The sequence below is a fragment of the Variovorax raffinosi genome (assembly GCF_051216615.1).
In the GTDB taxonomy this organism is placed as follows: domain Bacteria; phylum Pseudomonadota; class Gammaproteobacteria; order Burkholderiales; family Burkholderiaceae_C; genus Variovorax.
This window is the reverse complement of sequence record NZ_JBPJZR010000003.1, coordinates 369,687-392,668: the sequence shown is the minus strand read 5'-3', so window position 1 is coordinate 392,668 and position 22,982 is coordinate 369,687. Positions and strand designations below refer to the sequence as shown.

General features: G+C 67.4%; 22 protein-coding genes and 1 riboswitch. Of the genes, 14 read left to right on the top strand and 8 right to left on the bottom strand.

What is annotated here, in order from left to right; genetic code table 11:
* The first annotated feature begins 33 nt into the window (after nucleotides 1-33).
* From ACSFB7_RS12955 to ACSFB7_RS12930, 6 genes are all read left to right on the top strand, one after another.
* Nucleotides 34-1,500, top strand: coding sequence for a malonyl-CoA decarboxylase (locus ACSFB7_RS12955; RefSeq protein WP_435470629.1), 1,467 nt, complete (start codon nucleotides 34-36; stop codon nucleotides 1,498-1,500).
* Nucleotides 1,501-1,578: 78 nt separating this feature from the next.
* The gene (locus tag ACSFB7_RS12950) at nucleotides 1,579-2,562 is read left to right on the top strand and encodes a Bug family tripartite tricarboxylate transporter substrate binding protein (RefSeq protein ID WP_435470627.1); all 984 of its coding nucleotides are present in this window, start codon (nucleotides 1,579-1,581) and stop codon (nucleotides 2,560-2,562) included.
* Nucleotides 2,559-3,359, top strand: coding sequence for an enoyl-CoA hydratase/isomerase family protein (locus ACSFB7_RS12945; RefSeq protein WP_435470625.1), 801 nt, complete (start codon nucleotides 2,559-2,561; stop codon nucleotides 3,357-3,359). The genes ACSFB7_RS12950 and ACSFB7_RS12945 overlap by 4 nt, the downstream gene beginning before the upstream one ends.
* Before the next feature lie 26 nt (nucleotides 3,360-3,385).
* Entirely contained in the window at nucleotides 3,386-4,921 is a 1,536-nt protein-coding gene (locus ACSFB7_RS12940; RefSeq protein WP_435470623.1) for a malonate--CoA ligase, read from the top strand.
* A gap of 128 nt (nucleotides 4,922-5,049) precedes the next feature.
* A complete protein-coding gene (locus ACSFB7_RS12935) occupies nucleotides 5,050-5,694 on the top strand; it encodes a DUF4189 domain-containing protein (protein WP_435470621.1) in 645 nt (214 codons plus the stop codon).
* Between the two features lie 58 nt (nucleotides 5,695-5,752).
* Nucleotides 5,753-6,031 carry a hypothetical protein gene (locus ACSFB7_RS12930; RefSeq protein ID WP_435470619.1) on the top strand — a complete coding sequence of 93 codons (279 nt, stop codon included), beginning with the start codon at nucleotides 5,753-5,755 and terminating at the stop codon, nucleotides 6,029-6,031.
* Nucleotides 6,032-6,046: 15 nt separating this feature from the next.
* Here ACSFB7_RS12930 and ACSFB7_RS12925 read toward each other — a convergent pair whose 3' ends face one another.
* From ACSFB7_RS12925 to ACSFB7_RS12915, 3 genes are all read right to left on the bottom strand, one after another.
* Entirely contained in the window at nucleotides 6,047-7,750 is a 1,704-nt protein-coding gene (locus ACSFB7_RS12925; RefSeq protein WP_435470618.1) for a serine hydrolase, read from the bottom strand.
* Nucleotides 7,751-7,823: 73 nt separating this feature from the next.
* The gene (locus ACSFB7_RS12920) at nucleotides 7,824-8,885 is read right to left on the bottom strand and encodes a phenylacetaldoxime dehydratase family protein (RefSeq protein WP_435470616.1); all 1,062 of its coding nucleotides are present in this window, start codon (nucleotides 8,883-8,885) and stop codon (nucleotides 7,824-7,826) included.
* A 17-nt stretch (nucleotides 8,886-8,902) separates the two neighbouring features.
* Nucleotides 8,903-9,937, bottom strand: coding sequence for a carbon-nitrogen hydrolase family protein (locus ACSFB7_RS12915; RefSeq protein ID WP_435470614.1), 1,035 nt, complete (start codon nucleotides 9,935-9,937; stop codon nucleotides 8,903-8,905).
* Nucleotides 9,938-10,108: 171 nt separating this feature from the next.
* On the opposite strand from ACSFB7_RS12915, the gene ACSFB7_RS12910 reads away from it, so the two are divergent.
* The gene (locus tag ACSFB7_RS12910; RefSeq protein WP_435470612.1) at nucleotides 10,109-11,071 is read left to right on the top strand and encodes an AraC-like ligand-binding domain-containing protein; all 963 of its coding nucleotides are present in this window, start codon (nucleotides 10,109-10,111) and stop codon (nucleotides 11,069-11,071) included.
* Nucleotides 11,072-11,085: 14 nt separating this feature from the next.
* Here ACSFB7_RS12910 and ACSFB7_RS12905 read toward each other — a convergent pair whose 3' ends face one another.
* The 4 genes from ACSFB7_RS12905 to ACSFB7_RS12890 all read right to left on the bottom strand — a co-directional run bounded on the left by ACSFB7_RS12905 (nucleotide 11,086) and on the right by ACSFB7_RS12890 (nucleotide 13,240).
* Nucleotides 11,086-11,511 (bottom strand): universal stress protein, encoded by a 426-nt coding sequence (locus ACSFB7_RS12905; protein WP_435470610.1) that lies wholly within the window; start codon nucleotides 11,509-11,511, stop codon nucleotides 11,086-11,088.
* A 66-nt stretch (nucleotides 11,512-11,577) separates the two neighbouring features.
* Nucleotides 11,578-12,405 (bottom strand): sulfite exporter TauE/SafE family protein, encoded by an 828-nt coding sequence (locus ACSFB7_RS12900; protein ID WP_435470608.1) that lies wholly within the window; start codon nucleotides 12,403-12,405, stop codon nucleotides 11,578-11,580.
* Nucleotides 12,406-12,683: 278 nt separating this feature from the next.
* On the bottom strand, nucleotides 12,684-13,019 hold the full coding sequence (locus ACSFB7_RS12895) for a cell division protein ZapA (protein ID WP_435470606.1): 336 nt from the start codon (nucleotides 13,017-13,019) through the stop codon (nucleotides 12,684-12,686).
* The gene (locus ACSFB7_RS12890; protein WP_093129838.1) at nucleotides 13,016-13,240 is read right to left on the bottom strand and encodes a DUF904 domain-containing protein; all 225 of its coding nucleotides are present in this window, start codon (nucleotides 13,238-13,240) and stop codon (nucleotides 13,016-13,018) included. Before ACSFB7_RS12890 ends, ACSFB7_RS12895 begins: the two co-directional genes overlap by 4 nt.
* A 137-nt stretch (nucleotides 13,241-13,377) precedes the next feature.
* Here ACSFB7_RS12890 and ACSFB7_RS12885 point away from each other — a divergent pair, with 137 nt between their 5' ends.
* From ACSFB7_RS12885 to ACSFB7_RS12875, 3 genes are read left to right on the top strand one after another with little or no spacing between them, the layout of a single operon-like run.
* Nucleotides 13,378-14,973, top strand: coding sequence for a flavin monoamine oxidase family protein (locus ACSFB7_RS12885; RefSeq protein WP_435470604.1), 1,596 nt, complete (start codon nucleotides 13,378-13,380; stop codon nucleotides 14,971-14,973).
* A 25-nt stretch (nucleotides 14,974-14,998) separates the two neighbouring features.
* The gene (locus ACSFB7_RS12880; protein ID WP_435470602.1) at nucleotides 14,999-15,421 is read left to right on the top strand and encodes a c-type cytochrome; all 423 of its coding nucleotides are present in this window, start codon (nucleotides 14,999-15,001) and stop codon (nucleotides 15,419-15,421) included.
* 56 nt (nucleotides 15,422-15,477) lie between these two features.
* Nucleotides 15,478-15,999: a RidA family protein gene (locus tag ACSFB7_RS12875; RefSeq protein WP_435470601.1), complete on the top strand. Its 522-nt coding sequence runs from the start codon at nucleotides 15,478-15,480 to the stop codon at nucleotides 15,997-15,999.
* A gap of 21 nt (nucleotides 16,000-16,020) precedes the next feature.
* On the opposite strand, the gene ACSFB7_RS12870 is transcribed toward ACSFB7_RS12875, so the two are convergent.
* The gene (locus tag ACSFB7_RS12870; RefSeq protein ID WP_435471039.1) at nucleotides 16,021-17,739 is read right to left on the bottom strand and encodes a ClcB-like voltage-gated chloride channel protein; all 1,719 of its coding nucleotides are present in this window, start codon (nucleotides 17,737-17,739) and stop codon (nucleotides 16,021-16,023) included.
* Nucleotides 17,740-17,833: 94 nt separating this feature from the next.
* A riboswitch (cobalamin riboswitch) is annotated at nucleotides 17,834-18,087 on the top strand.
* 103 nt (nucleotides 18,088-18,190) lie between these two features.
* On the opposite strand from ACSFB7_RS12870, the gene ACSFB7_RS12865 reads away from it, so the two are divergent.
* From ACSFB7_RS12865 to ACSFB7_RS12850, 4 genes are read left to right on the top strand one after another with little or no spacing between them, the layout of a single operon-like run.
* Nucleotides 18,191-20,110 (top strand): TonB-dependent receptor domain-containing protein, encoded by a 1,920-nt coding sequence (locus tag ACSFB7_RS12865; RefSeq protein ID WP_435470599.1) that lies wholly within the window; start codon nucleotides 18,191-18,193, stop codon nucleotides 20,108-20,110.
* On the top strand, nucleotides 20,095-21,546 hold the full coding sequence (locus ACSFB7_RS12860) for a cobyrinic acid a,c-diamide synthase CobB (RefSeq protein WP_435470597.1): 1,452 nt from the start codon (nucleotides 20,095-20,097) through the stop codon (nucleotides 21,544-21,546). The genes ACSFB7_RS12865 and ACSFB7_RS12860 overlap by 16 nt, the downstream gene beginning before the upstream one ends.
* Entirely contained in the window at nucleotides 21,536-22,108 is a 573-nt protein-coding gene (locus tag ACSFB7_RS12855) for a bifunctional adenosylcobinamide kinase/adenosylcobinamide-phosphate guanylyltransferase (protein ID WP_435470595.1), read from the top strand. Before ACSFB7_RS12860 ends, ACSFB7_RS12855 begins: the two co-directional genes overlap by 11 nt.
* A complete protein-coding gene (locus ACSFB7_RS12850) occupies nucleotides 22,105-22,977 on the top strand; it encodes an ABC transporter substrate-binding protein (protein ID WP_435470593.1) in 873 nt (290 codons plus the stop codon). The genes ACSFB7_RS12855 and ACSFB7_RS12850 overlap by 4 nt, the downstream gene beginning before the upstream one ends.
* Nucleotides 22,978-22,982: the final 5 nt, after the last annotated feature.

The following is a 22,982-nucleotide window of genomic DNA, read 5'->3' as shown; positions in this document are numbered from 1 at the left end:
GCATGCCCAACCCCCAAGCATTGGAGTGACCCGATGAGTGCGACCGAATGGTTCCAGGCGCGGCTGCGTTCTGGCGAAAAGTCCAAGGTGCCCGTGGCACCCGAAAGCACCGCGAAGAGCGCATCGAAGAACGCGCCCAAGCCCGCCGCGCGTTCGACCGCCGAGCGCCTGCAGGTCACGCTGCGCAAGGCCGACGAGGCGCTGTCGCCGCGTGCGCTGCGCCGCGTGCTGGCCGACCTGCAGGCGGTGATCGATCCGCGCGTGAGCGAGGTCGAAGGCGGCCGCCGTGCCCACGCCATCGCCGTGGCCTACGCCGCCGCGCAGCCTGAAGAGCGCCGCGACTACTGGGCGCTGATGAGCGAGCACTTCGCCGCCGACGCACAAAAGCTCAAGACCGCGCGCGACCAGCACCAGGCCGCCGTCGGCACGCCCGACGAAGGGCAGGCCGAACTGCGCCTGCGCCGCGCACTCGTGTCGCCGCGCATGCGCCTGCTGCAGCGCTTCGCGGTCGAGCCCGAAGGCATGCGCTTCCTGGTCGACCTGCGTGCCGACCTGCTGCCTTGCCTGAAAGCCGACAAGCGCCTGCTGTCGCTCGATGCCGAGCTGGAGCAGTTGTTCTCCACCTGGTTCGACGTCGCTTTTCTCGAACTGCGCCGCATCGACTGGGATTCGCCGGCCTCGCTGATCGAAAAGCTCATTCGCTACGAAGCCGTGCACGACATCAAGAGCTGGTCCGACGTGAAGAACCGGCTCGACGACAGCGACCGCCGCTGCTACGGCTTCTTTCATCCGCGCCTGCCGAACGAGCCGCTGATCTTTGTCGAAGTGGCGCTGGTCGAGCGCATCAGCGACGGCATCACGCCGCTGCTCGACGAGGCCGCCGTGCCCGTGCCGCCTGCCAGGACCACCACCGCGATTTTCTATTCGATCAGCAACACGCAGAACGGCCTGCGCGGCGTGAGCTTCGGCGATTCGCTCATCAAGCGCGTGGTCGAGACCCTGCAGGACGAGTTGCCGCGCCTGAAGACCTTCGCCACGCTGTCGCCGATTCCGGGCTTTCGCACCTGGCTCGCGAAGAATGTGGCCGACCTGCTGCCGCGCCTCGATGAAAAGCGCGGGGCCGAGATCGGCCGCCTCATCGGCTCGCTGCCGCCCACGGCCGAGCGACTGCTTGCCGCCGTCGATGCAGCCGCCACCTTCGATGCGAAGTCGCCGCTGCGCCAATGGCTGCTGCAGGCCGCCGCCGAATATCTGGGCCGTGCGCTGGTCGACGGCACGCCGGCCGACCCGGTTGCGCGCTTTCACCTGGGCAACGGCGCGCGCGTCGAACGCCTGAACTGGGCTGGCGATCCGTCGCCCAAGGGGCACAAGCAGTCGTACGGGCTCATGGTCAATTACCTCTACGACCTCAAGCGTCTGGACAAGCATCGCGCCTGGCTGGCAGACGGCAAGGTGGCTGTATCGGGAGACATTGAAAGCCTGTTCTTCAAAAAGGGCTGACAGGGCGCCAGAAGCCGGTGAAGACACACCGGCGGCCGCATCGGGCGGCAAAATCCACAACGACAGGAGATGAGACACATGAACCCAAGCTTTCAACGCCGCGACGTCTTGCGCGTGGCTGCCGCCGGTGCGGCCGTTCTTTGTGGCGCAGCGCGCGCACAAGGCTGGCCGACCAAGCCGGTGACGATGGTCGTGCCATTCCCGGCCGGCGGCGGCACCGACGCGTTTGCGCGGCCGATCTCGGGCCAGTTCTCGCGGCTCACGAACCAGTCGCTGATCATCGACAACCGTGGCGGCGCCGGCGGCACGCTCGGTGCCAGCGTGGCTTCGAAGGCGTCGGCCGATGGCTACTCGCTGTTCATGGGCGCGGTGCACCACGCCATTGCGCCTTCTGTCTATCCCAAGCTCGACTACGACATCGAGAAAGACTTCGTGCCACTGATGCTGCTGGCCAATGTGCCGCAGGTGGTGGTGGTCAATCCGCGCCGCGTGGCCGCCACCAACATCAAGGAACTGATCGCGCTGGCCAAGGCCAACCCCGGCAAGCTGAACTACGGCTCGGCCGGTGCAGGCACCTCGCACCATCTGGCCGGCGAGCTGTTCAAGATCCAGACCGGCACCTTCATCACCCACATTCCCTACCGAGGCGCCGGGCCCGCGCTGGCGGACCTGATCGCGGGCAACGTCGACCTGATGTTCGACGGCCTCGGCTCCTCCGCCCAGTACATCAAGAGCGGCCGCATCAAGGCGCTGATGGTGGCCGGCGCCAAGCGCAACCCCGCATTCCCCGACGTACCATGCGCCGCGGAAGTCGGCCTGCCCGACTACACCGTGACCACCTGGTATGGCCTGTGGGCACCGAAGCGCACGCCGGCCGACGTGCAGCCGCAGATCATTGGCGAGATGCAGAAGGTGCTGGCGGCCGACGACATCAAGGCCATCTGGGCGCAGAACGGCTCGGAGATCCCGACGCTGACCGGCCCGGCCTACGGCAGCTTCGTGAATGCCGAGATAAAGCGCTGGGCCACGGTGGTGAAGGCCTCGGGCGCCCGGATCGAATGACGGGCGGCAGTCGCATCTCGCTGCGCCGGGAGGGCGCCATCGCGGTCGTCACGCTGTCGAACACAGGGCGCCTGAACGCCATGACGCGTGCGATGTGGCGCGAGCTGCGCGCCGTGTTCGACGGCCTTCGCAATGGTGACGACGACAGCAGCAGCAACAACAGCGGCTTGCGCTGCGTCGTCGTGCAAGGCGAGGGCGGCGCGTTCTGCGCGGGCGGCGACATCTCCGAGTACCCGTCGTTCCGCTTCGAAGAACCCAGCCTGCGCGAGTTCCACGAGAACGAAGTCTGGGCCGCGTTGCAGTCGATGCTCGACTGCCCGCTGCCGCTGATCGCGCAGATCGAAGGCGCCTGCATGGGCGCCGGCATCGAGATCGCGAGTTGCTGCGACATCCGGCTGGCCGGCGCATCCGCGAAGTTCGGTGCACCGATCGCCAAGCTCGGCTTTCCGATGGCCCCACGCGAAGCCGCGCTGGTGCATGGCGCCATCGGCGACGTGCTTGCGCGCGACATGCTGCTGGCCGCCGGCGTGCATGGCGCGCAGCGCCTGTACGACGCGGGCTTTCTGCTGCACGTGCTGCCCGACAACGAAGTCGCCGCCGCCGTGCAGGCCCACGCCACGCGCGTTGCCTCGCTGGCGCCGCAGACCGCGCGCCTGCACAAGAAGACCTTCGCCGCATTGAGGGCCGGCGCACCCTCGGCCCACAGCCTGCTGGCCACCGCCTACGACTACGCCGATTCCGCCGAGCACCGCGAAGGCATCGCCGCCTTCCTTGCCAAGCGCACACCGAATTTCTGATCAAGTACCCGTTCAAAGACGAAGCGATGAAGACGCCTGCCAACGCCAACCTGTTCGCCGCCCTGCGCGCGGCCTTTCCCTCCGACCTCGACAGCATCGCCGTCGAAACCGACAACGGCCTTTTCTACTCGTGGCGCGACATCGAGCGCGCGAGCGCGATGATCGCCAACCTGCTCGATGCGCTGAAACTGGAGAAGGGCGCGCGCATCGCGGTGCAGGTCGAGAAATCGGTCGAAGCGATGCTGCTGTACCTGGCCACGCTGCGTGCGGGCTATGTGTTCCTGCCGCTCAACACCGCCTACCAGAGCGCCGAGATCGAATACTTCATCGGCAACGCCGAGCCCGCCGTCGTGGTGTGCACCAGCCGCAATGCGTCGTGGGTCGGCCCCATCGCGAATGCGGCCGGCACCAGGCACGTCTTCACGCTGGACGACGACCGCACCGGCACGCTGCTTGAAGTTGCCGCGCAGTGCAGCGACCAGCACAAGATCGCGCAGCGCAAGCCCGACGACATGGCCGCGATCCTCTACACCAGCGGCACCACCGGCCGCAGCAAGGGCGCGATGCTCACGCACCGCAACCTGCTGTCGAATGCCCAGGTGCTAAAAGACTACTGGGGCTGGACCGAAGGCGACGTGCTGATCCACGCGCTGCCCATCTTCCACGTGCACGGCCTCTTTGTGGCGCTGCACGGCGCGCTGCTCAACGGCAGCAAGATGCTGTGGTTCTCGAAGTTCGACCCCAAGCGCATCGTGCAGAAGCTGCCCGAGGCCACCGTGTTCATGGGCGTGCCCACGCTCTATGTGCGGCTGCTGGCCGAAGCCGGCCTCACGCGCGAGGCGGTGCGCAACATGCGCCTGTTCATCGCGGGCTCGGCGCCGCTGCTGATCGAGACCTTCGACGAATGGCGCGAACGCACCGGCCACACGATCCTCGAACGCTACGGCATGAGCGAGACCGCCATGCTCACGTCCAACCCCTACAGCCCCGCGCAGGGCGAGCGCCGCGGCGGCACCGTCGGCTTTGCCTTGCCCGGCGTGCAACTGCGCGTGCGCGACGACAGCGGACGCGACTGCACCACTGACGAGATCGGCAACATCGAAGTCAGCGGCCCCAACGTTTTCGCGGGCTACTGGCGCATGCCCGAGAAGACCAAGGAAGAGTTCACCGCCGACGGCTTCTTCAAGACCGGCGACGTGGGCAAGATCGATGGCCGTGGCTACATCACCATCGTCGGGCGCAGCAAGGACCTGATCATCAGCGGCGGCTACAACGTCTATCCGGCCGAGATCGAGGGCTACATCAACGAGATGGCCGGCGTGGCCGAAAGCGCGGTGATCGGCGTGCCGCACCCCGACTTCGGCGAAGTGGGCGTGGCCATCGTGATCGCCAAGTCGGGCACGGTCATCGATGCCGATGCCATCGTGGCGGATCTCAAGGCGAAGCTCGCGAACTTCAAGATTCCCAAGCGCTGCTTCGTGGTGCCGGAGTTGCCGCGCAACACCATGGGCAAGGTGCAGAAGGCGCTGCTGCGCGCCGAGCACAAGGGGCTGTTTGCCTAGGGAAGTACTGCGAAAGTTGCCACTGCGAGGGGCCCGTACGTTACTTTCGGCACTGGTCCCCGCCCCGCCCCGCTGCTAGCATTTCAAGGCGAGTTGCTCGCTTCGAAAAAAACAGGGGGAGGCCCTCCATGAATCAACGCGTCATGCACGCGATCGTCGCGGTCTGGATGCTCTGCATGGCCGGCTCTGCCGCGGCGCAATGTCAGGCCGGCATGCCCACCGTTCCGGGCGCGGGGTGCGTTCCGCGCGAATACATCGAGAACAGCAGGGGCGGCGGATACCCGCAGCAGCCGCAGTACGCCCCCGAGGCACCGCCGCCGCGCTACAGGGATATCCCCCCACCGCCGATCGTTCCGGTCATCGAATACGGCGCGCATGTTCTCGCCGCAGACAACAAGTCGCTGTTCGGCGGCACGGGCTACCTCAGCGCGCGCGATGCGCAAGAGGGTGTGCTGCGCTTCTGCGAGGAGCGCAGCGGAACCGCATGCCGCTCGCTCGGTTTCTTCAAGGACACGTGCCAGGGCTTTGCGTTCGATCGTCAGAACCGCCCCTACAAGGGTGTCGACACCGATCCGCGCCAAGCCGTGCGCCAGGCCATGGCGGCCTGCGTGCGCGAAAGCGGCAAGGGGCAATGCCAGCTGCAGAAGCTGCCGATCTGCGCCGGCAACGACTATGTGGGGTCCGATTTCAACGCCTCCAAGAAATGGGGGCCGGGCGAGTACGAAGCTCAGGTGCGCTCGTGGACGGCCACCGCGGAACGCGGGCTGCGATGACTTCGTCGCTGCCCCGCGAGCGCGACCACAGCAATCCGTCAACCAGGAGGGCAAGAAGATGATGACCAGACCATTCGGCAAGCCGGCACTTTCCCGTCTTTCAGGCGCCGCGATTGCAGCGGCGCTCGTCTGCGTGGGATGCGCGAGCACCGGCGACAACCTGCAGCGCGAAACGGCGCGGGCCATCGGTGGCAACGTGACGCCCGAGCAGGTCACGGTGAGCAACATCGACCGGGGCGCCACCAGCGTCAAGTGGCAGGCCACCGCGCCGGGCGGCAGGTACGCCTGCAGTGCCGACGACATGGTGCGCCGCGTGCTCTGCACCAAGAGCCGATAGGGGGCAGCCTCCCGGCTAGGTGCCGGCCACCCTCGGCGCGATGGCAGTGATGCGCGGCTCGTGAAAGATCAGCGCGTCCACCGCATCCGGGGACGCCCGGCGAAACTCCACGCCGAAGCCTTCCAGGGTATCGACTTTGAACCGGCGTCCATCGGCCGGAAGCAGGCGGTAGGTCGGCTGGCCCGGGATCGTCATGGCGAGTTCGCCCTGGGCGTCGAGACGGATCTCGATCACGCGGCCGGCGTGCAGGTAGTCGCCGGCACACAACCGGCGGAACGCGGGGTCCAGCACGTCGCCGGCCGCGACGCGGCGGAACACGATGTCGTCCACCATCTGCTCGAACGGGATTTCGAGGCGGTCGATATGGCCGTGCCGGTCGTAGCGGAAGGTGACGGTGTGGTCGCTGGGATGCATCAGCGTCGGCCGGTCGGGGGTGACGAAGACGTCGTAGTGGCGATGCGCGAGCTTCTCCGCAATGCCACGCCAGCGCCACGCGAGGCCATCCGCTTCCCTGTCGATGCGGATGCGCCCATAGGCCGGGTGTTCGTAATCGCCCGCATAGTCGTCCAGCGCGTGGCTGGGCAGCGTGTCGCCGTGGCGCACCTCCGCTCGGGTCTTCTTGTCGAGCTTGATCTGCTCGACCGCCTGCCTGCGCTTGGGTGCGAGCCTGCCGAACCAGTCGACGGGTTCGCGGCCGCAGAGGCGGTCGAGCGCCGCGAAGGTGAGGATGGGCGTGGCGCCACCCGGTGCGCGGTTCGTCAGCACCACCACGCCCGCGCGGCGTTCGGGCAGCATCGTCATGAGCGTGCTCCAGCCGGCCCAGGAGCCCGAATGCGCGATCGTGCGTTCGCCGCGGTATTGCTCGCAGAAGAGGCCCAGGCCGTAGTGCGAATCGCCGATCTCGGCATGTTCGGAGCGGCCCATGTGCACGCGCGGTGTCGTCATTTCGCGCAGCGACTTCGCCGAGAGCAACTGCCGTCCGTCCGCCTTGCCGTCGATCAGAAAGCGCGCCCATTTCGCCAGGTCGGCAACCGACGTATTGATGCCGCCGGCGGGCGTTGCGCGAATGGGCGACAGCGGCGTACGGTAGCGCGCATCGCCGTCCATCGCATGCGGGCGCGCACCGTCTTCGGCGGCATCCAGCGCCTCGATGGAGAAGCCGAAGTGGTTGAAGCCCAGCGGTCTCATCAGGCGCTCGGTGGTGAATTCTTCGTAGCTCTGGCCGCTGATCCGCTCGGTGATCATTCCCGCGACGAGGTAGCCCAGGTTCGAGTACTGGAAGGTGTCGCGTAGCTCCTTGTTCGGCGCGAGATGCCTGAGTGCCGCGAGCATCTGCGCGTTGCTCAGGTCGCCGGGCATGTGGATCCAGTCGTGGCGCGGGAGGCCGCTGTGGTGGCACAGCAGGTCGCGCACCGTGAGCAGTCCGGTTGCCACCGCGTCGTACAGGCGGAACTCGGGGATCACCTCGCGCACCGGGCGGTCCCAGTCGAGCTTGCGTTCGTCGACCAGCAGGCCCAGGCCGGCCGCGGTGAACGACTTGGTGATCGAGCACAGCAGGAACTGCGTGTCGGTGGTCATGGGCAGGCCGGTGTCGGTGTCGCGCACGCCGTAGCCCTTCTGCAGCACCACCTCGCCGTCCTGTATCACCGCCAGCGCGAGGCCGGGCACTTGCCATTCCTGCATCGAGGCTTCGACGAGGCTTTCGAGTTCGCTCCACATGGTCGGGTCCTTGCCTTGCGGCCTTGAGAAACAGGGGGCGAATCCTAAGGCAATCCCGCGCGTGGAATTTCTCCTATGTCGAAGCCAGCCCGTTCATGAGCCCGCTTCGCGCGTGGCAGTTGATGTATTCGTAGCCCTGCTCGTCGGCCTTGAGTACCGACACCTCGTGGTACACGCGCAGCTGCAGCTGGAAATTCAGCGCCTGCACGTAGCGCATGAAGCTGCCGAAGATCGCGACGTGCGTGGGGTGCGACTCGGCCCAGCGCTCCATGTCGGCCAGCGAGCGCCAGTAGCTCAGGCCGAAGGACTTCTGCAGCGGCGCGCCCTTGGCGTCGAGGTGGTGCATGTAGCGGTTGCTGTAGCAGCCGATGCCCAAGCCCTGGTCGCGCAGGAACTCCATGCCTTCGCGCAGCACCGGTTCCATGTCTTCGAGGTAGAGCGTGCGTTCCTGGCCGGTGGTGTCGGTCCATTCCTGGCCGGAGCGGATCATCGCGATGTTCTCGTGGCCCGCGATGCGCACGCGCTGGCCCGGCGCTGGCGTGCCGGCCACCACGGCGCGCGTGCCCGAGGGCGACAGCGCATCGGTCTGCGAAAGCGGAATGCGGTCGCGCATCGACCCCCAGTAGCCGTGCTCCTGCAGCTCGCCGCTGACTGCGCCCATGACGACGCCGACGCCCTCGAAGCGGTCCGGCGTGTTGAACATGGTCTCGAAGTGCTCGACGCGAGGCGAGGCGATTTCGCGGAAGTAGCCGAGGCCGTCGTTCAGCCGCTCGTCGGAGCGCCACCATGCATCGACGGCGGGCGTGGCGCTCCAGCGCGCGAAGGCCGCGGCGTCGTGCCAGTAGGCGATGGCGATCATGTTGTCGAAGCCGTCGGCATCCACGTGGTGCGTCAGGTCGTGGTGGCCCGGGCCGTCGGGCAGCGCGAAGTCGCGCGCGATCTTCATCAGCGCGGCGCAGGCGCGGCCCTGCATCTCGGGGCCGCGCGACTGCACGCCGAAATAGCCCATCACCACCTGCGTCACCGAGGTGGGCGCGCGGGCCGACCAGACGGGGTAGGGCGGCGTGTAGTCGTCCTCGACGCGGCGGTGCCGCGTGCGGGGGCATTTCAGGTGCTCGGCGATGGCGGATTCCATGGCAGGGCTCCGGGCGGTCAGGCGGCGAGCTGCAGGCGCGGCTCGGTGCCCGCGGCCACGGCTTCCGGCGCGCCGCTCTCGGGCTCGGCCGTGCGTTGCAGCACCACGGGCTCGCGGCGTGTCTTGTTCAGCAGAAGCTGTGTGACGTCGGGCCGCGAGTAGTGGCCGCTCGGGTCCGCCGCCGCCTTGGCGAGCGAGATCATGCCCAGGTCGATGTCGGCGATCACCAGGCCTTCCTGGTCTTCGGCCAGCGGCGTGCCGAGCGGCGAGCCGTCGGGTGCGTAGATGCGCGCGTAGCCGCCGCCGGTGCGCAGCATCTGCTGCTTGCCGGGATCGGTGCACATCAGCTCGCTCATCGCCTGCGAGACGGTGGCGCATGGCGCGATTACGAAGCACTGGCCCTCGGCCGCGTAGATCTGGCTCGCCGCGTTGTTGACCTCCGGCCCGAGCGCGTAGGCCGCGCCGCGGTAGAGCGAGAAGCTGGGCCATGCGCCGCAGTGGATCTGCTCGTTCTGCGCATACATCGCGTACTTGCTGAGCGGCTGCAGGTGCTCCCAGCACGAGAGCGAGCCGACATTGCCGATGGCCGTCTCGACCACCGCGAGATCGGAGCCGTCGCCTTCGCCGAACACGGTGCGCTCCACGTGCGTGGGCTTGAGCTTGCGGCGCGTCTGCGCGGTGTTGCCCTGGTCGTCGATGAGCGCCTGCGCGATGTAGAGGCTGCCCGCGGCCTTCTCGCTGTAGCCGAGCGACACCCAGATCCGGTGCTTGCGCGCAGCCTCCTTGATGCGGTCGAACTCCGCCGAGCCGACCACCAGCGAGTTGTCGTGGTAGCGCTGCACGAACTGCATGCCCCAGGCGGGCGAATCCAGCCAGATCCACCAAGGGTAGCCGGGCACCCAGGTCTCGGGAAAGGCGATGAGCTTCACGCCCTGGCCCGCCGCCTGGGCCATGAGGTCGATGGTCTTGTCGATGGTGCCGTCGAGGTCGAGGAACACGGGCGCGGCCTGCACGGCGGCAACGCGGAGCTTGGGGTGAACGGTGGTGGGCATGGCGGGCCTCTCGATGTGGTGGATGGATGAAACAACTTCGCACACCCCGACGCGGGTTTGCGCGGTGGCATGCGGGTTGCTTGAAGCGTAGATTCGCCGCCGCGGAACGCCTTGATCCGAACTGGCGGCGTTCTTGTTCCAGCGTTGCACGCGCGCTTTCCGGGGAACCCCATGAACCAGTTGCTCAGCACCGATGCCGTGGCGCGCGACCAGCGCCTGGCCTACTGGACCGACATGATCTGCAACGTCTATGTGCAGCTCGGGTGCGACCCGGTGCGGCCGGACGACATCGGCCGCTTTGAAGGCAGCATCCGCCAGCACTCGCTGCCGAGCCTGGACGTGTCGGTGGTCAAGTCGGGCGCCCAGAAAGTCATGCGCACGAGGGGGCACATCGCGCGCTCGGGCGACGACTATTTCCTCGTGAGCATCCAGGCGCAGGGGCAGGGCGTGGTGCGGCAGGACGGGCGCGACGCGGTGCTCTCGGCCGGCGACTTCGCGCTGTACGACAGCACGCGGCCCTACGAGCTGCTGTTCGACGACAGGTTCGAGCAGATCGTGCTCAAGCTGCCCGGCGAGCGCCTGCGCAGCGAGCTGCGCGACACCGAGGCACTGACGGCCACCACGGTGTCGGGCAAGGAAGGCGCGGGGCATCTGTTGCTCGGCATGATCCGCACGCTGCGCGAAGACATCGACACGTTGCAGCCGGCATCGGCGCTGGCCGTCGCCAACGGCGTGCAGAGCATCCTCGTGGCGGGCCTGCAGACGCTGCCTGCGGCGCGCGCGCCATCGCTCAGCAACCTCACGGCGTACCACCTCGCGCGCGTGAAGCGGTGCATCGACGAACAACTGGCCGATCCCTCGCTGTCGGTGGGCAGCATCGCGGCGTCGCTCGGGGGGTCGGCGAGCCATGTGCATCGCGTCTTCAAGAGCGAGCCGCTGACGCCCGCGCAGTACATCTGGGAACGCAGGCTCGAAGCCTGCAGCCGCGACCTGCTGGAGCCGCGTCTTGCGGGCAAGCCGGTGGGGGAGATCGCGTATGGACGCGGCTTCAACGATGCGGCGCATTTCAGCCGCGCGTTCCGCGAGCGCTTCGGCTGCTCGCCGCGCGAGTGGCGGCAGCAGCGGGTGCAGTAGCCGGGCGCTTGTTGCTACTGGACCAGCAGCACCGTGATGTCGGTTTCGGAAAGCACCTTGGTGGAAACCGAACCCATCAGCGCACGCCCGAAGATGCCGTGGCCATGGGTGCCGAGCACCATCAGTTCGGCCTGCGCGTCGCTCGCGGCCTTCAGGATTTCTTCGGCCGCATGGCCGTGGCGCGAGTCGATCGTGTAGTTGCTCAGGCCCTTTTCGGCGAAGAGCGCCTTCACCGGGTCGAGCACCTTGGCGCTTTCCTCGGCGTAGTAGCCCGCGACCACCTCCTTGCTGAGGTGACGGGCCACATTGGCCGAGACGCCGGTGCACACATGCACCACCACGAGCTGATGCCCGTCCACGAACATCGCGCGGTGGGTGACGAGGTAATCGAGCGCCTTGCGCGTGTAGGCGCTGCCATCGACGGCGATAAGGATTTTCATGAAATCCTTATACGCCTGGGTCCTGTGGGAGACCACGAGTCGCACCTGGGCGACAAGGGCTTTGGATCAGCCGTGCAGGCCCTTCCAGAGCATGTAGGCGGCCAGCACATAGAGGATGCTCGCGAACACGCGCTTGAGCTTTTTCACGGGCAGGCTGTGCGCGGCCTTCGCGCCCAGTGGCGCGGTGAACACGCTGCAGGCGGCAATCACCGCCAGCGCGGGCAGCCAGATGTAGCCGAAGGAGCCAGCCGGCAGGCCCTGGACCGACTGGCCGCTGATGACGTAGCCGAGCACGTTGGCCACCGCAATCGGAAAGCCCAGCGCCGCGCTGGTGGCCACCGCGTTGTGAATGGCCACGTTGCACCAGGTCATGAAGGGCACGCTGATGAAGCCCCCACCCGCGCCGACCAGGCCCGAGATGAAGCCGATGGCGCCGCCCGCCGCAAGCTGGCCGCCCGTGCCCGGCATCTGGCGCGTGGGCTTGGGCTTCTTGTCGAGAAACATCTGCGTGGCCGAGAAGCCCACGAACAGCGCGAAGAAGATGGCCAGCGCCGTGCCCTTGAGCAGCGCGAACACGCCCAGGCTGCCCGCGAGGCTGCCGATCACGATGCCGGGTGCCAGGCGCTGCACGATGTCCCAGCGCACCGCGCCGCGCTTGTGGTGCGCGCGCACGCTCGATATCGACGTGAAGATGATCGTGGCCATCGAAGTTGCGATGGCCATCTTCACCGCAAGATCGGCCGGCACGCCGCGCTGGCCCATGATGATCGTGATGAACGGCACCATCAGCATGCCGCCGCCGATGCCCAGCAGGCCCGCAAGAAAACCGGTGCCAAGGCCGAGCACGGCGAGTTCGGCGATCAACAAGGGGTCGAGCAGGGCGGCAAGGTTCACGGGGGAGGGCTCTTCAAAAAGCAACGGCCCCGTGCGGTGAGGCAGGGGGCCGTGGCGGAAAAAGGTGTCTGCAGATGGTGTGCCGGACCCGCATCCTGAACCAGGGTTCAGGTGGGCGAGGGCAGCAAGACTTCGGGTTCATCTAACGCGAGATGATCACGCCCGTCAAGCGATGTACCAAGCCCGGCTCCGGAGAGCATTGGAACAAGGAAATATTAAGCCCGACACGTCTGCAGACAGGGTGGATTTTACGCCTTGTATATGTCGGTCGGACGTATTCAGAGCAAATGCCCATCGCCGGCCAATGCCTGATCGAGTCGTTGAATGAGCTGCGCGGCTTTCGGGTCGGTTTCGCCGGCTTGCGTTGCCGCCGTGGACGCGGGCGCCGGTGCCGGAGCGGCCGCTGCTGCGGCCTGCTGCGCCGCGAGATCGAACGCCAGGTTCAGTGAGGCGAGCACCGCGATGCGGTCGCGCGCCTTGACCTTGCCCGCATCGCGGATCTTGCACATGGCCGCGTCCACCCGTTCGACGGCATCGCGCAGCTGCGGCTCGCCGCCGTCGGGACAGCCGAGCAAATAGCTCTGGCCCATGATCTGTACTTCTATCTGCTTCATGCGGGGGAATCTTGGGATGGGGGTTCGGCCGGCAGCCGCTCGAGCAGGGCGTCCAGGCGCGTGCGGGCCGCGGCAAGCCGCGATTTCAGGGCATCGCGTTCGCGCGTGAGCGCATCGACTTGTTCCTGCAACAACGCATTGGTGCGCTGCACCTCTTCATGACGCACAAGCAGTCGTTCAACACGCTCGGCGATCTGATCGATGGGGCTGGAGGCGGGCATGGTTGGCGATTGTAGTTTCCCGGGAATGCGGTGCCGCCGATGGTGCGCGCGGTGCTTGGGTGAATGTCGATTCACCCTTGGGCTTGGCATGGATTCTGCTGCCTTCCAGTTGCCTTTCAAACTCCCATAGCCTGTCAATGACCACGAAGAACAACACTTTATTCAGTCGGCGCGACCTGCTCTCCCTCATCGGCAAGACCGCCGGAGGCGGCGCGATGTACCAGGCGATGACCTCGCTGGGCTTTGCCGCCGAGTCCAACTACAACGGGCCACCGAAGCTCGACGGCGCAAGGAAGGGTGCGTCGGTGCTGGTTCTTGGTGCGGGCCTGGCCGGCATGGCCGCCGCGCTCGAGCTGCGCAACGCGGGCTACTCGGTCAAGGTCCTCGAATTCAGCAACCGCGCGGGTGGCCGCTGCTGGACGCTGCGCGGTGGCGATACCTTCACCGAACTCGGCGGCGCGGTGCAGCAGTGCGGCTTTGCCAAGGGCGAGTACTTCAATCCGGGGCCGTGGCGCATTCCCTATCACCACCATGCGGTGCTCGGCTACTGCAAGCGCCTGGGCGTGGCGCTGGAGCCATTCGTGCAGGTCAACTACAACGCGCTGGTGCATTCGAGCAAGGCCTACGGTGGCAAGCCGCAGCAGTACCGCCATGTGCAGGCCGACTACCAGGGCTATGTGGCCGAGCTGCTCGGCAAGGCCACCTCGCAAGGCAGCCTCGATGCGGCACTGACGAAGGAAGACAAGGAAAAACTGCTCGAAGGCCTGCGCCGCTGGGGCGCGCTCGACACGCAGTTCCGCTATCGCGAAGGCCCCATCAGCAGCGACCGCCGAGGCTACGAAGTCGATGCGGGCGGCGGCCTGATGCCGCTGGCCAAGCCGTCGAAGCCGCTCGACATGAGCGACCTGCTGCAATCGAATCTCTGGCGCTACATCGCCAGCGGACAGGACTACGAATTCCAGAGCGCGATCTTCCAACCCGTGGGCGGCATGGACATGATCGCCAAGGCGTTCCAGAAAGAAGTCGGCAGCCTGATCCGCTACGGCGCCAAGGTCACGAAGATCGAGCAGAACGACCGCGGCGTCACGGTCACCTACACCGACGCGTCCAAGGGCGGTGCGGTCACGCAGGCCAAGGCCGACTGGTGCCTGTGCACCATCCCGCTGTCGGTGCTGAGCCAGATCGACATCCAGGTCAGCGCCCCGATGCAGGAGGCCATCAACGCCGTGCCCTACGGCGCATCGGTCAAGGTGGGCCTGCAGTTCAAGCGCCGCTTCTGGGAAGAAGACGAGCACATCTACGGCGGCATCAGCTACACCGATTTGCCGATCTCGCGCATCTCGTACCCCTCGACGCGCTACGGCGCCAAGGGCAAGTCGGTGGTGCTTGGCGCCTATGTGTTCGACGGCCCGAACTCCTATGAATTCACCGCCATGGCGCCCGAGGAGCGCGTGCGCCGTGCGGTCGAGTACGGCACGCAGCTGCACCCGCAGTACGCGCGCGAGTTCGACAACGGCATCTCGGTCGGCTGGCACCGTGTGCCCGGCACGCACGGCTGCTACGGCATGTGGACCGACGAGACGCGGCAGAAGCACTACAAGAACCTGTGCCAGGTCGACGGCCGCATCGCGTTGGCCGGCGAACACGCTTCCTACATTCCAGCCTGGCAAGAGGGCGCACTGCTCTCGTCGCTCGACGCCATCCAGCGGCTGCATGCCCGCGCCGTGGCTTGACCGCCGAATGAAGGACACACCAACCATGAACCACGACATCAAGACCTTCAAGCGCGCGCTGCTCGGCCTTTCGTTCGGGGCGCTGGCCTCGGTGGCCGGCCCGTCGGCATTCGCGCAGTCGCCCGAGCCCGCGTTCTCAGTCGGGCCCCGCTTCCAGGAAAGCTCGGGCGAATCGATCTATCGCGCCACCTGCCAGGGCTGCCACATGGCGCAAGGGCAGGGCGCGAAGGGGGCAGGGGCCTACCCGGCGCTGTCTTCCAACCCCCGGCTCGCGAGCCCCGAATACCCACTCTATGTGGTGATCAACGGCCAGAAGGGCATGCCCGCCTTCGGCAAGATGCTGAGCGACGAACAGATCGCTTCGGTGGTCGGCTATGCGCGCACCCATTTCGGCAACCAGTACCCCGACGCCATCGCGGCGGAGAGCGTCAAGAAGCTGCGGCCTTGACCTGGCTCCCATATCCGGCAGATCCTTCCTTTCATCCCTGTAGAGAGACAACACACATGACCATGACCTCCATCACGAAGAAGCTGGCGCTTGTCGCCGCCCTGTTCGCAGCCGGCACCGGTGCCGCCAACGCAGCCGACGAGATCATTCGCCACCGCATTCCGAATTCGTCCTTTCCGATCTCGGCGGCGGTGGAAATTCCATCCTCGTTCACCAACGTCTACCTCTCGGGCCAGGTGCCACCGCTGCAGGACGCGACCGCGCCCAAGAACAGTGCCGCGGCCTACGGCGGCGACACCAAGGGCCAGACCGTCGGCGTGCTCAAGGCCATCGAGAAAAGCCTCACGGGCCTGGGCCTGACGATGGGCGACGTGGTGAAGATGCAGGTGTTCCTGGTGGGCGATCCGGCCAAGGACAACAAGATGGACTTCGCCGGCTTCATGGAGGGTTACACCCAGTTCTTCGGCACCACCGCGCAGCCCCGGCTGCCGGTGCGCTCGGCCATGCAGGTGGCGGCGCTCGCCAATCCGGCCTACCTGGTCGAGATCGAGGTGATGGCGGTGCGCCCCGCCAAGTAAGCCGGGCCGCAGTACAGCGCGCTACTCGCTCAGCCGCACGTAGGTGGCGAGCAGCGCGCTCTTCGCGGCCACGCCCAGCAGCACCGGCTGATCGATGCTTTCGATCACCGGCAGCCGCTCGCCGCGATGCTCCAGGAAGCGCTGCAAGGCTTCGCCGAGGCTGGTGTCGGCCGTGATCGGCTGGATGGCCTGCGAGAGCAACTCGGCCGCCGTCGTTTCAGTCGGCGCCGTGCCCAGCGCGGCCAGCGGCACCACGCCGAGGTAGCGGTTGTCGGCATCGACCACGTAGAGGTACTTCACCGGGTGCTGCAAAAAGATCCGGCTCATGGCCTCGCGGTCGGCGTTCGGGCCGACCACGGTTTCGGCCGGCTGCACCAGGTCGCGCATGTGCAGCCCGCGCAGGCGCAATTGCGCATCGCGCTGTGCATTGCGGTGCAGCGTGATCTCGTACATCGAGCCGGCGTTGGCCGAGCGCGCCACAAAGTACGCGATCACGCTGGCGGCCATCAGCGGCAGCATCACCTGGTAGCTCAGCGTCATCTCGAAGATCATCAGGATCGCCATCAGCGGCGCCTGCGTGGCGCCCGCCAGAAAGGCACCCATGCCGACGATGGCGTAAGCGAACGGGGCCGAGCTTGCCGCCGGCCACAACGCGTGCACACCCACGCCGAACAGCGCGCCGATCATGCAGCCGAAGAACAGCGCGGGCGTGAACACGCCGCCCACCGCGCCCGAGCCGGCCGTGGCCAGCGTGGCGACGGCCTTGGCCGCAAGCACCATCGCGATCAGCGTCCAGGGCCATGGCGAGTGCAGCACGGCATTGACCACGCTGTAGCCGTTGCCCCAGACCTCGGGCAGCGGCACTGAAATCACACCCATGATCAGCCCGCCCAAGGCCAGCCGCCAGGGCAGCGCGATCGGCAACTTTGCGAACAACGCGCGGCTGCCATGCAGCGCGCGCAGGAAGCCGACCGACGCAAAACCCAGCAGCACGCCCAGCAAGGCGAACAGCACGACCTCGGTGCCGTGGATCTCGGGAAACACCGGCATCAGGTAGGGCGGCTGGTAGCCCGGCAGCGCGCGCATGGCCACGTTGGCGACCACCGACGCAATGATGATCGGCCCCACGCTTTCCATCGCGATGGAGCCCAGCACGATCTCGGCGACGAAGAAGGCACCCGCAATCGGTGCGTTGTAGGCGGCAGTCAACCCCGCCGCCGCGCCGCAGGCCACCAGCAGCCGCAGCCGTTCGACCGGAAAGCGGAACACCCGGCCCAACAGCGAAGCGGCCAGCGCCGCGAGCTGCACCATCGAGCCTTCGCGCCCGATGGAGCCGCCGCTGCCGATGCTCACCAGCGACGACGCGCTGCGCACCAGCGTCTGCGCGACCGGAATGCGCCCGTCGCCGAGCACGATGGCTTCCATGTAGTCGGAAGTGGCGCTTTGCACCGTCACGCGTTTGGCCAGCACCAGCAGCCCGCCGGCCACCAGCCCGCCGAGGGTGGGGCAGGCGATGCGCGCCCACCACGGCAGATGGCGCGCCATCGCCACCAGGCCTTCGCCGGGGCCAAGCACCAGATGCTCGAAGGCATAGAGCGCGGCACGAAAAAGCTCGGTTGCCAGTGCGCCGAGCAGCCCGGCCACGATGGACCACAGCAGCATCGACTGCCAGCCCGAGACACCGAAGAGCCGCTGCAGCGCCGAACGAAGATTCAGGAAAAGCGAGGCCGGCCGCATCATGCCGACGCCCGGTTCATGGTCTTCAAAACGCAACAGTCCATGGGCGTCGATGTTAGCGGGGCGCAACTTTCGACTTAAAGAGCCGGTGGCAGCGCCTAAAATCCTGCCCGTTGGTGCTCGCGGCGTGGTTCACACGGCGCAGTTCAACGGGAAGCAGGAGTGGAAGCCCCCGAACTCGGGACCCAAGGCCCAAGCCACCTGCGCTGCCCCCGCAACGGTCAAGCAGACGGCGCCGCAAGGCGCCAACCCCTCTCCATCCAGCCACTGGGCGCCCTGAAACAGGCGTCTGGGAAGGCGGCGAGGGGCCGTTCTGCCAGCCCGGATACCGGCCAACGAGGCGGCTGCCGCATGCATGACGATGAATCACATCATCGATGCATGAAGCAGCCATGGCGCCCAGGCGCCGGCGGGGAGGCCGGCAAGGGGCATTGACGTTCGTTCGGCTCAACTCATGATTTCCTGCGTTTCTTTTTCTCGCGGCCACGCCCCTGTGCGCCGCAGCCACCTTGCGTGCCTGCCGCTCGCGCTCGCTTCGGCCTTCGGCGGCCTCGCGTATGCCCAGGAAGCGCCGACGCTCGGCGAAACCGTGGTCACGGCCAACCGCACGCCGCAGGCGCTGTCGGAGATCGTGGGCGACGTGTCCGTCATCGACCGCCAGACCATCGAGCGCAGCGGCGCGACCGGCGTGGCCGACCTGCTGGCGCGCCAGCCGGGCATCGAGATCATGCGCAACGGCGGCGTGGGCAACAGCACCAGCGTCTTCGTTCGCGGTGCCGAAACCCGCTTCACGGCCGTGTACATCGACGGCGTGCGCATCGACTCGCAATCGACCGGCGGTGCCGGCTGGGAAGGCATTCCGCTCGCCCAGATCGACCGCATCGAAGTGCTGCGCGGCCCGGCTGCGGCGGTATACGGCTCCGACGCCATCGGCGGCGTGATCCAGCTCTTCACCAAGCGCGGCGAAGAAGGCGTGTCGCCCTACGTGGGCGTGGGCATCGGCAGCAACGACCTGCGCAAGCTCGAAGCAGGCCTGAGCGGCAAGTCGGGCGCCTTCGACTATTCGCTCGGCGTGGCGCATGAAGAGAGCAAGGGCTTCAATGTCCAGCCGGCGTCCAAGCGCGTGCTGTCCAAGGACGGCTACACCAGCCCCGACCGCGACGGCTATCGCAGCAACTCGGGCAACGTGAAGCTGGGCTACCAGATCACGCCCGACCAGCGCATCGAGGCTTCGGTGTTGTCCAGCGCCATCCTGGCGGGCTACGACACGACGACCAGCTACAGGACCAAGCTGCCGTTCCTGTTCAAGGACGACCTGTCCAGCAACACCTTGCGCACCGCTGCCCTGACCTGGTCCGCCAAGTGGAACGAGATCTACAGCACCCGCGTGCAGGTGACCGATTCGCGCTCGACCTACGAGACCGACCCCTCGTACTACCGCACCGAGACCCATCTGCGCGGCTACCTGTTCCAGAACGAGTTCCGCTTCGGCCCCCACCTGGTGACGGCCACGCTCGAACGCCGGGAAGACGGGCTGGTGAACCCGGCCGCCACCAACACGGCCAAGCTCCTGTCGCGTGACCGTTCGCAGGACGGCATCGCGCTCGGCTACGGCTTCGTGCAGGGCCCGCATTCGCTGCAACTGCATGTGCGCCACGACAAGGACAGCGAGTTCGGCGGCAAGACCACCGGCAGCGCCGCCTACGGCTATGCCATCACCTCCACGCTGCGCGCCACCGTGTCGGCCGGCACCGCCTTCCGCGTGCCCACGCTGTACCAGCGCTTCAGCGAGTACGGCCTTGCGAGCCTGAAGCCCGAGTCGAGCCGCAACGTCGAACTGGGTCTGCAGTACACCGAGGGCGCCACCACCGCAGGCATCGTCGTCTACAACAACCGGGTGCAGAACCTGATCGTGTTCGACGGCAGCGCCAAGGGTTGCGCGTCGTCCTTCGGCTGCTACGCCAGCACGGCGCGCGCCCGCTACCAGGGCGTCACGCTGTCGGGCGGCCATCGCATTGGCGACGTGACCCTGCGCGCCTCGCTCGACTACCAGGACCCGCGCGACCTTGCCACCAACAACCTGCTGGCCCGCCGTGCCCAGCGCCATGCCACCCTCGGCGCCGACTGGCGCATCGCCGGCTGGACGCTGGGTGCGGAAGTGCAAACCTCCAGCAAGCGTTATGACGACGCAGCCAACACCACCGCGCTCGGCGGCTACACCCTGCTGAACCTGTCGGCCAGCACGCAGATCACGCGCGACCTCAACCTGATCGCGCGCGTCGACAATGTGGGCAACAAGGACTACCAGTACGCGCGGCTGTATGCCACCGCCGGCCGCACCGCGTACGTCGGTCTCAAGTGGACGCCGCAATAAGCCAACTTTCGCAACAACGAAGCGACGCCGACCGCGCCGCGGCCCCCACCTGCGCCGCGCTGCTGGTGGCGGCTCCTGCCTCGGGGCAGGGCAAGACGACCGTCGCAGCCGCGCTCGCGCGGCTGCATGCGCGCCAGGGCCGGCGTGTGCGGGCCTTCAAGTGCGGGCCCGATTTTCTCGATCCGCACTGGCTGGCGCTGGCCACCGGTGCACCGGTGCATTCGCTCGATCTGTGGATGACCGGCGAGGCCGATTGCCGCGCGCGCCTGCGTGCCGCGGCGGCCGAATGCGACCTGTTGATCGTCGAAGGCGTGATGGGCCTGTTCGACGGCACGCCCAGCGCGGCCGATCTGGCCGAGCGCTTCGGCCTGCCGGTGCTGGCGGTGATCGACGCGGGCGCCATGGCCGGCACCTTCGGCGCACTGGCCTTCGGCCTGCAGAACTTTCGCCCCGGCTTGCCGTGGGCCGGCGTGCTGGCCAATCGCGTGGCCAGCGAACGCCATGCGGGCATGCTGAAAGACGCCTTGCGCGAGCCTTCGCAATGGCTGGGCGCCTTGCCGCGCGACCCGGCGTTCTCTTTGCCGGAACGGCACCTGGGCCTGGTCCTGGCGGCCGAACTCGGTGACGCGATGGCGCGGCTCGATGCGGCAGCCGATGTGCTGGCCACAACGCCGCTGGGCCAGATGCCGGTTGCGCAATTGCCGCAGGTTCGCTTTGAAGCCGACGCGTCGGCATCGGATGCGCCGGTGCCGCCTTTGCTGGCCGGTCGCACCATCGCTATTGCGCGCGATGCGGCCTTCTCGTTCATCTACCCCGCGAACCTCGACGTGCTGACGGCACTCGGCGCGCGGCTTTCCTTTTTCTCCCCGCTCGCAGGCGATGCCCTGCCGGCCTGCGATGCCGTCTGGTTGCCCGGCGGCTACCCCGAGCTGCATGCCGCAGCGCTGGCCGAAGCGACGCAGATGCGCGACGCATTGGCAGACCACGCCGCGGCAGGCAAGCCGATCTGGGCCGAATGCGGCGGCATGATGGCGCTGTTCGACGAACTGGCCACGCACGCCGCCGACGCGACGCGCCCGCCGGACGTCCATCGGCTCTGGAGCCTGCTGCCGGGCCGGGTGACGATGCAAAAGCGTCTGGCCGGCCTCGGGCCGCAGCAGCTCACGCTCGGCAGCCACACCCTGCGCGGCCACACCTTCCACTATTCGAGCTGCGAGACACCGCTGGTGCCTGCTGCTCACACAGCCCGGCCCGGTACAACCCAGGCGGTGGGCGCCCGTGCCGGCGAAGCCCTGTATGTGCACGGCCCGGTGCGCGCAAGTTATTTCCACGCATGGTTCGCCTCCAGCCCCGAAGCCACGGCACGGCTTTTCGGCGCCATGCCGATCGAACTCGAAAGCCACGACGCCGACAAGGAAGACAGCGATGCCCGTTGAACGTGAATTCATCCTCGGCGGCCAGAAGAGCGGCAAGTCGCGCCGCGCCGAGCAGCGCGCCATCGATTGGCTCGCTGCCGACGCGAAAGGCCGCCGCGCCGTGTTGATCGCCACCGCGCAGGCCTACGACGATGAAATGCTGGAGCGCATCGTGCGCCACCAGGCCGACCGCGCCGAGCGCGTGCCCGGCATGCGGACCATCGAAGAGCCCATCGAACTCGCGCGCGCTGTCGTCACGCAAAGCACACCCGAAACGCTGGTCGTCATCGACTGCCTCACGCTCTGGCTCACCAACCTGCTGATGCCGATGGAAGCCGCGCGACCCGCCACGCGCACGCCGGCCACGCACGTCGCCATGCTGCTGATCGCACTGCGCGAGGCGCGCGGCCCCGTCGTGCTGGTCGGCAACGAGATCGGCCTGGGCGTGATTCCCCTCGGCCGTGAGACGCGCGCCTTCGTCGATGCGCTGGGCCGCCTGAACCAGGACGTGGCCGCCGCCTGCGACCGCGTCACACTGATGGCGGCCGGCCTGCCGCTGAGCCTGAAAGCACCCGCTGCATGAAGAAGAGACTGATTCGATCGCTGTCGTTCGCCCTCGGCCTGGCCGCGTTCGTGCTGGGCGCGCAGGCCTTCGATGTGGTCGACGAACGCGGCGTGACCGTGAGCCTGCCGCAGTCGCCGCAACGCATCGTCTCGCTGCTGCCTTCGCTCACCGAATCGGTCTGCGCGCTCGGCGCCTGCGGGCGGTTGGTGGGAGTCGACCGCTACTCCAACTCGCCTGAACAGGTGAAGGCGCTGCCGCAGGTCGGCGGCGGGCTCGACCCGAACGTCGAGGCCATCGTGGCGCTCAAGCCCGATGCGGTGCTGCTCGCCAAGTCCTCGCGTGTCACGCAGCGGCTCGAAGCGCTGGGCGTGAAAGTGCTGGTGCTCGAACCCAAGAGCCATGCCGACGTGCGGCGCGTGCTCGACAAGCTCGACCAGATTCTCGGCACGCACGAGGCGCCCAAGGTCTGGCGCGTGATCGATGCCAGCGTGTCGGCCGCCGCGCAGTCGCTGCCGCCGAGCGCGAAGGGCCTGCGCGTGTACTTCGAGGTCAACAACGCGCCCTATGCGGCGGGCGAATCGTCGTTCATCGGCGAAACGCTCACGCGGCTTGGCGTGAAGAACATCGTGCCGGTCGCGCTCGGCCCGTTCCCCAAGCTCAACCCCGAATACGTGGTGCGCGCCAACCCCGACCTCATCATGGTGAGCGTGCGCAGCGCACAGGGGCTGGAGCAGCGCCCCGGCTGGGCCGGCATTCGCGCGGTGCGCGAAGGCCGCATCTGCCGTTTCAGCGCGGAGCAGTCCGACGTGCTCGTGCGTCCCGGCCCACGCATGGACGAGGCCGCGCGCCTGATGGCACAGTGCCTCACGGACAAGGGCAAGAGGTGAGCGGG

What these genes read in the sequence shown, in the direction of transcription:
- ACSFB7_RS12855 (WP_435470595.1), top strand. Translation starts at nt 21,536, where the DNA reads ATGCCCGTTGAACGTGAATTCATCCTCGGCGGCCAGAAGAGCGGCAAG.
- ACSFB7_RS12885 (WP_435470604.1), top strand. Translation starts at nt 13,378, where the DNA reads ATGACCACGAAGAACAACACTTTATTCAGTCGGCGCGACCTGCTCTCC.
- ACSFB7_RS12925 (WP_435470618.1), bottom strand. Translation starts at nt 7,750, where the DNA reads ATGTGGAGCGAACTCGAAAGCCTCGTCGAAGCCTCGATGCAGGAATGG.
- ACSFB7_RS12870 (WP_435471039.1), bottom strand. Translation starts at nt 17,739, where the DNA reads ATGATGCGGCCGGCCTCGCTTTTCCTGAATCTTCGTTCGGCGCTGCAG.
- ACSFB7_RS12920 (WP_435470616.1), bottom strand. Translation starts at nt 8,885, where the DNA reads ATGGAATCCGCCATCGCCGAGCACCTGAAATGCCCCCGCACGCGGCAC.
- ACSFB7_RS12905 (WP_435470610.1), bottom strand. Translation starts at nt 11,511, where the DNA reads ATGAAAATCCTTATCGCCGTCGATGGCAGCGCCTACACGCGCAAGGCG.
- ACSFB7_RS12940 (WP_435470623.1), top strand. Translation starts at nt 3,386, where the DNA reads ATGAAGACGCCTGCCAACGCCAACCTGTTCGCCGCCCTGCGCGCGGCC.
- ACSFB7_RS12915 (WP_435470614.1), bottom strand. Translation starts at nt 9,937, where the DNA reads ATGCCCACCACCGTTCACCCCAAGCTCCGCGTTGCCGCCGTGCAGGCC.
- ACSFB7_RS12875 (WP_435470601.1), top strand. Translation starts at nt 15,478, where the DNA reads ATGACCATGACCTCCATCACGAAGAAGCTGGCGCTTGTCGCCGCCCTG.
- ACSFB7_RS12910 (WP_435470612.1), top strand. Translation starts at nt 10,109, where the DNA reads ATGAACCAGTTGCTCAGCACCGATGCCGTGGCGCGCGACCAGCGCCTG.
- ACSFB7_RS12955 (WP_435470629.1), top strand. Translation starts at nt 34, where the DNA reads ATGAGTGCGACCGAATGGTTCCAGGCGCGGCTGCGTTCTGGCGAAAAG.
- ACSFB7_RS12880 (WP_435470602.1), top strand. Translation starts at nt 14,999, where the DNA reads ATGAACCACGACATCAAGACCTTCAAGCGCGCGCTGCTCGGCCTTTCG.
- ACSFB7_RS12850 (WP_435470593.1), top strand. Translation starts at nt 22,105, where the DNA reads ATGAAGAAGAGACTGATTCGATCGCTGTCGTTCGCCCTCGGCCTGGCC.
- ACSFB7_RS12930 (WP_435470619.1), top strand. Translation starts at nt 5,753, where the DNA reads ATGATGACCAGACCATTCGGCAAGCCGGCACTTTCCCGTCTTTCAGGC.
- ACSFB7_RS12890 (WP_093129838.1), bottom strand. Translation starts at nt 13,240, where the DNA reads ATGCCCGCCTCCAGCCCCATCGATCAGATCGCCGAGCGTGTTGAACGA.
- ACSFB7_RS12865 (WP_435470599.1), top strand. Translation starts at nt 18,191, where the DNA reads ATGATTTCCTGCGTTTCTTTTTCTCGCGGCCACGCCCCTGTGCGCCGC.
- ACSFB7_RS12945 (WP_435470625.1), top strand. Translation starts at nt 2,559, where the DNA reads ATGACGGGCGGCAGTCGCATCTCGCTGCGCCGGGAGGGCGCCATCGCG.
- ACSFB7_RS12935 (WP_435470621.1), top strand. Translation starts at nt 5,050, where the DNA reads ATGAATCAACGCGTCATGCACGCGATCGTCGCGGTCTGGATGCTCTGC.
- ACSFB7_RS12950 (WP_435470627.1), top strand. Translation starts at nt 1,579, where the DNA reads ATGAACCCAAGCTTTCAACGCCGCGACGTCTTGCGCGTGGCTGCCGCC.
- ACSFB7_RS12895 (WP_435470606.1), bottom strand. Translation starts at nt 13,019, where the DNA reads ATGAAGCAGATAGAAGTACAGATCATGGGCCAGAGCTATTTGCTCGGC.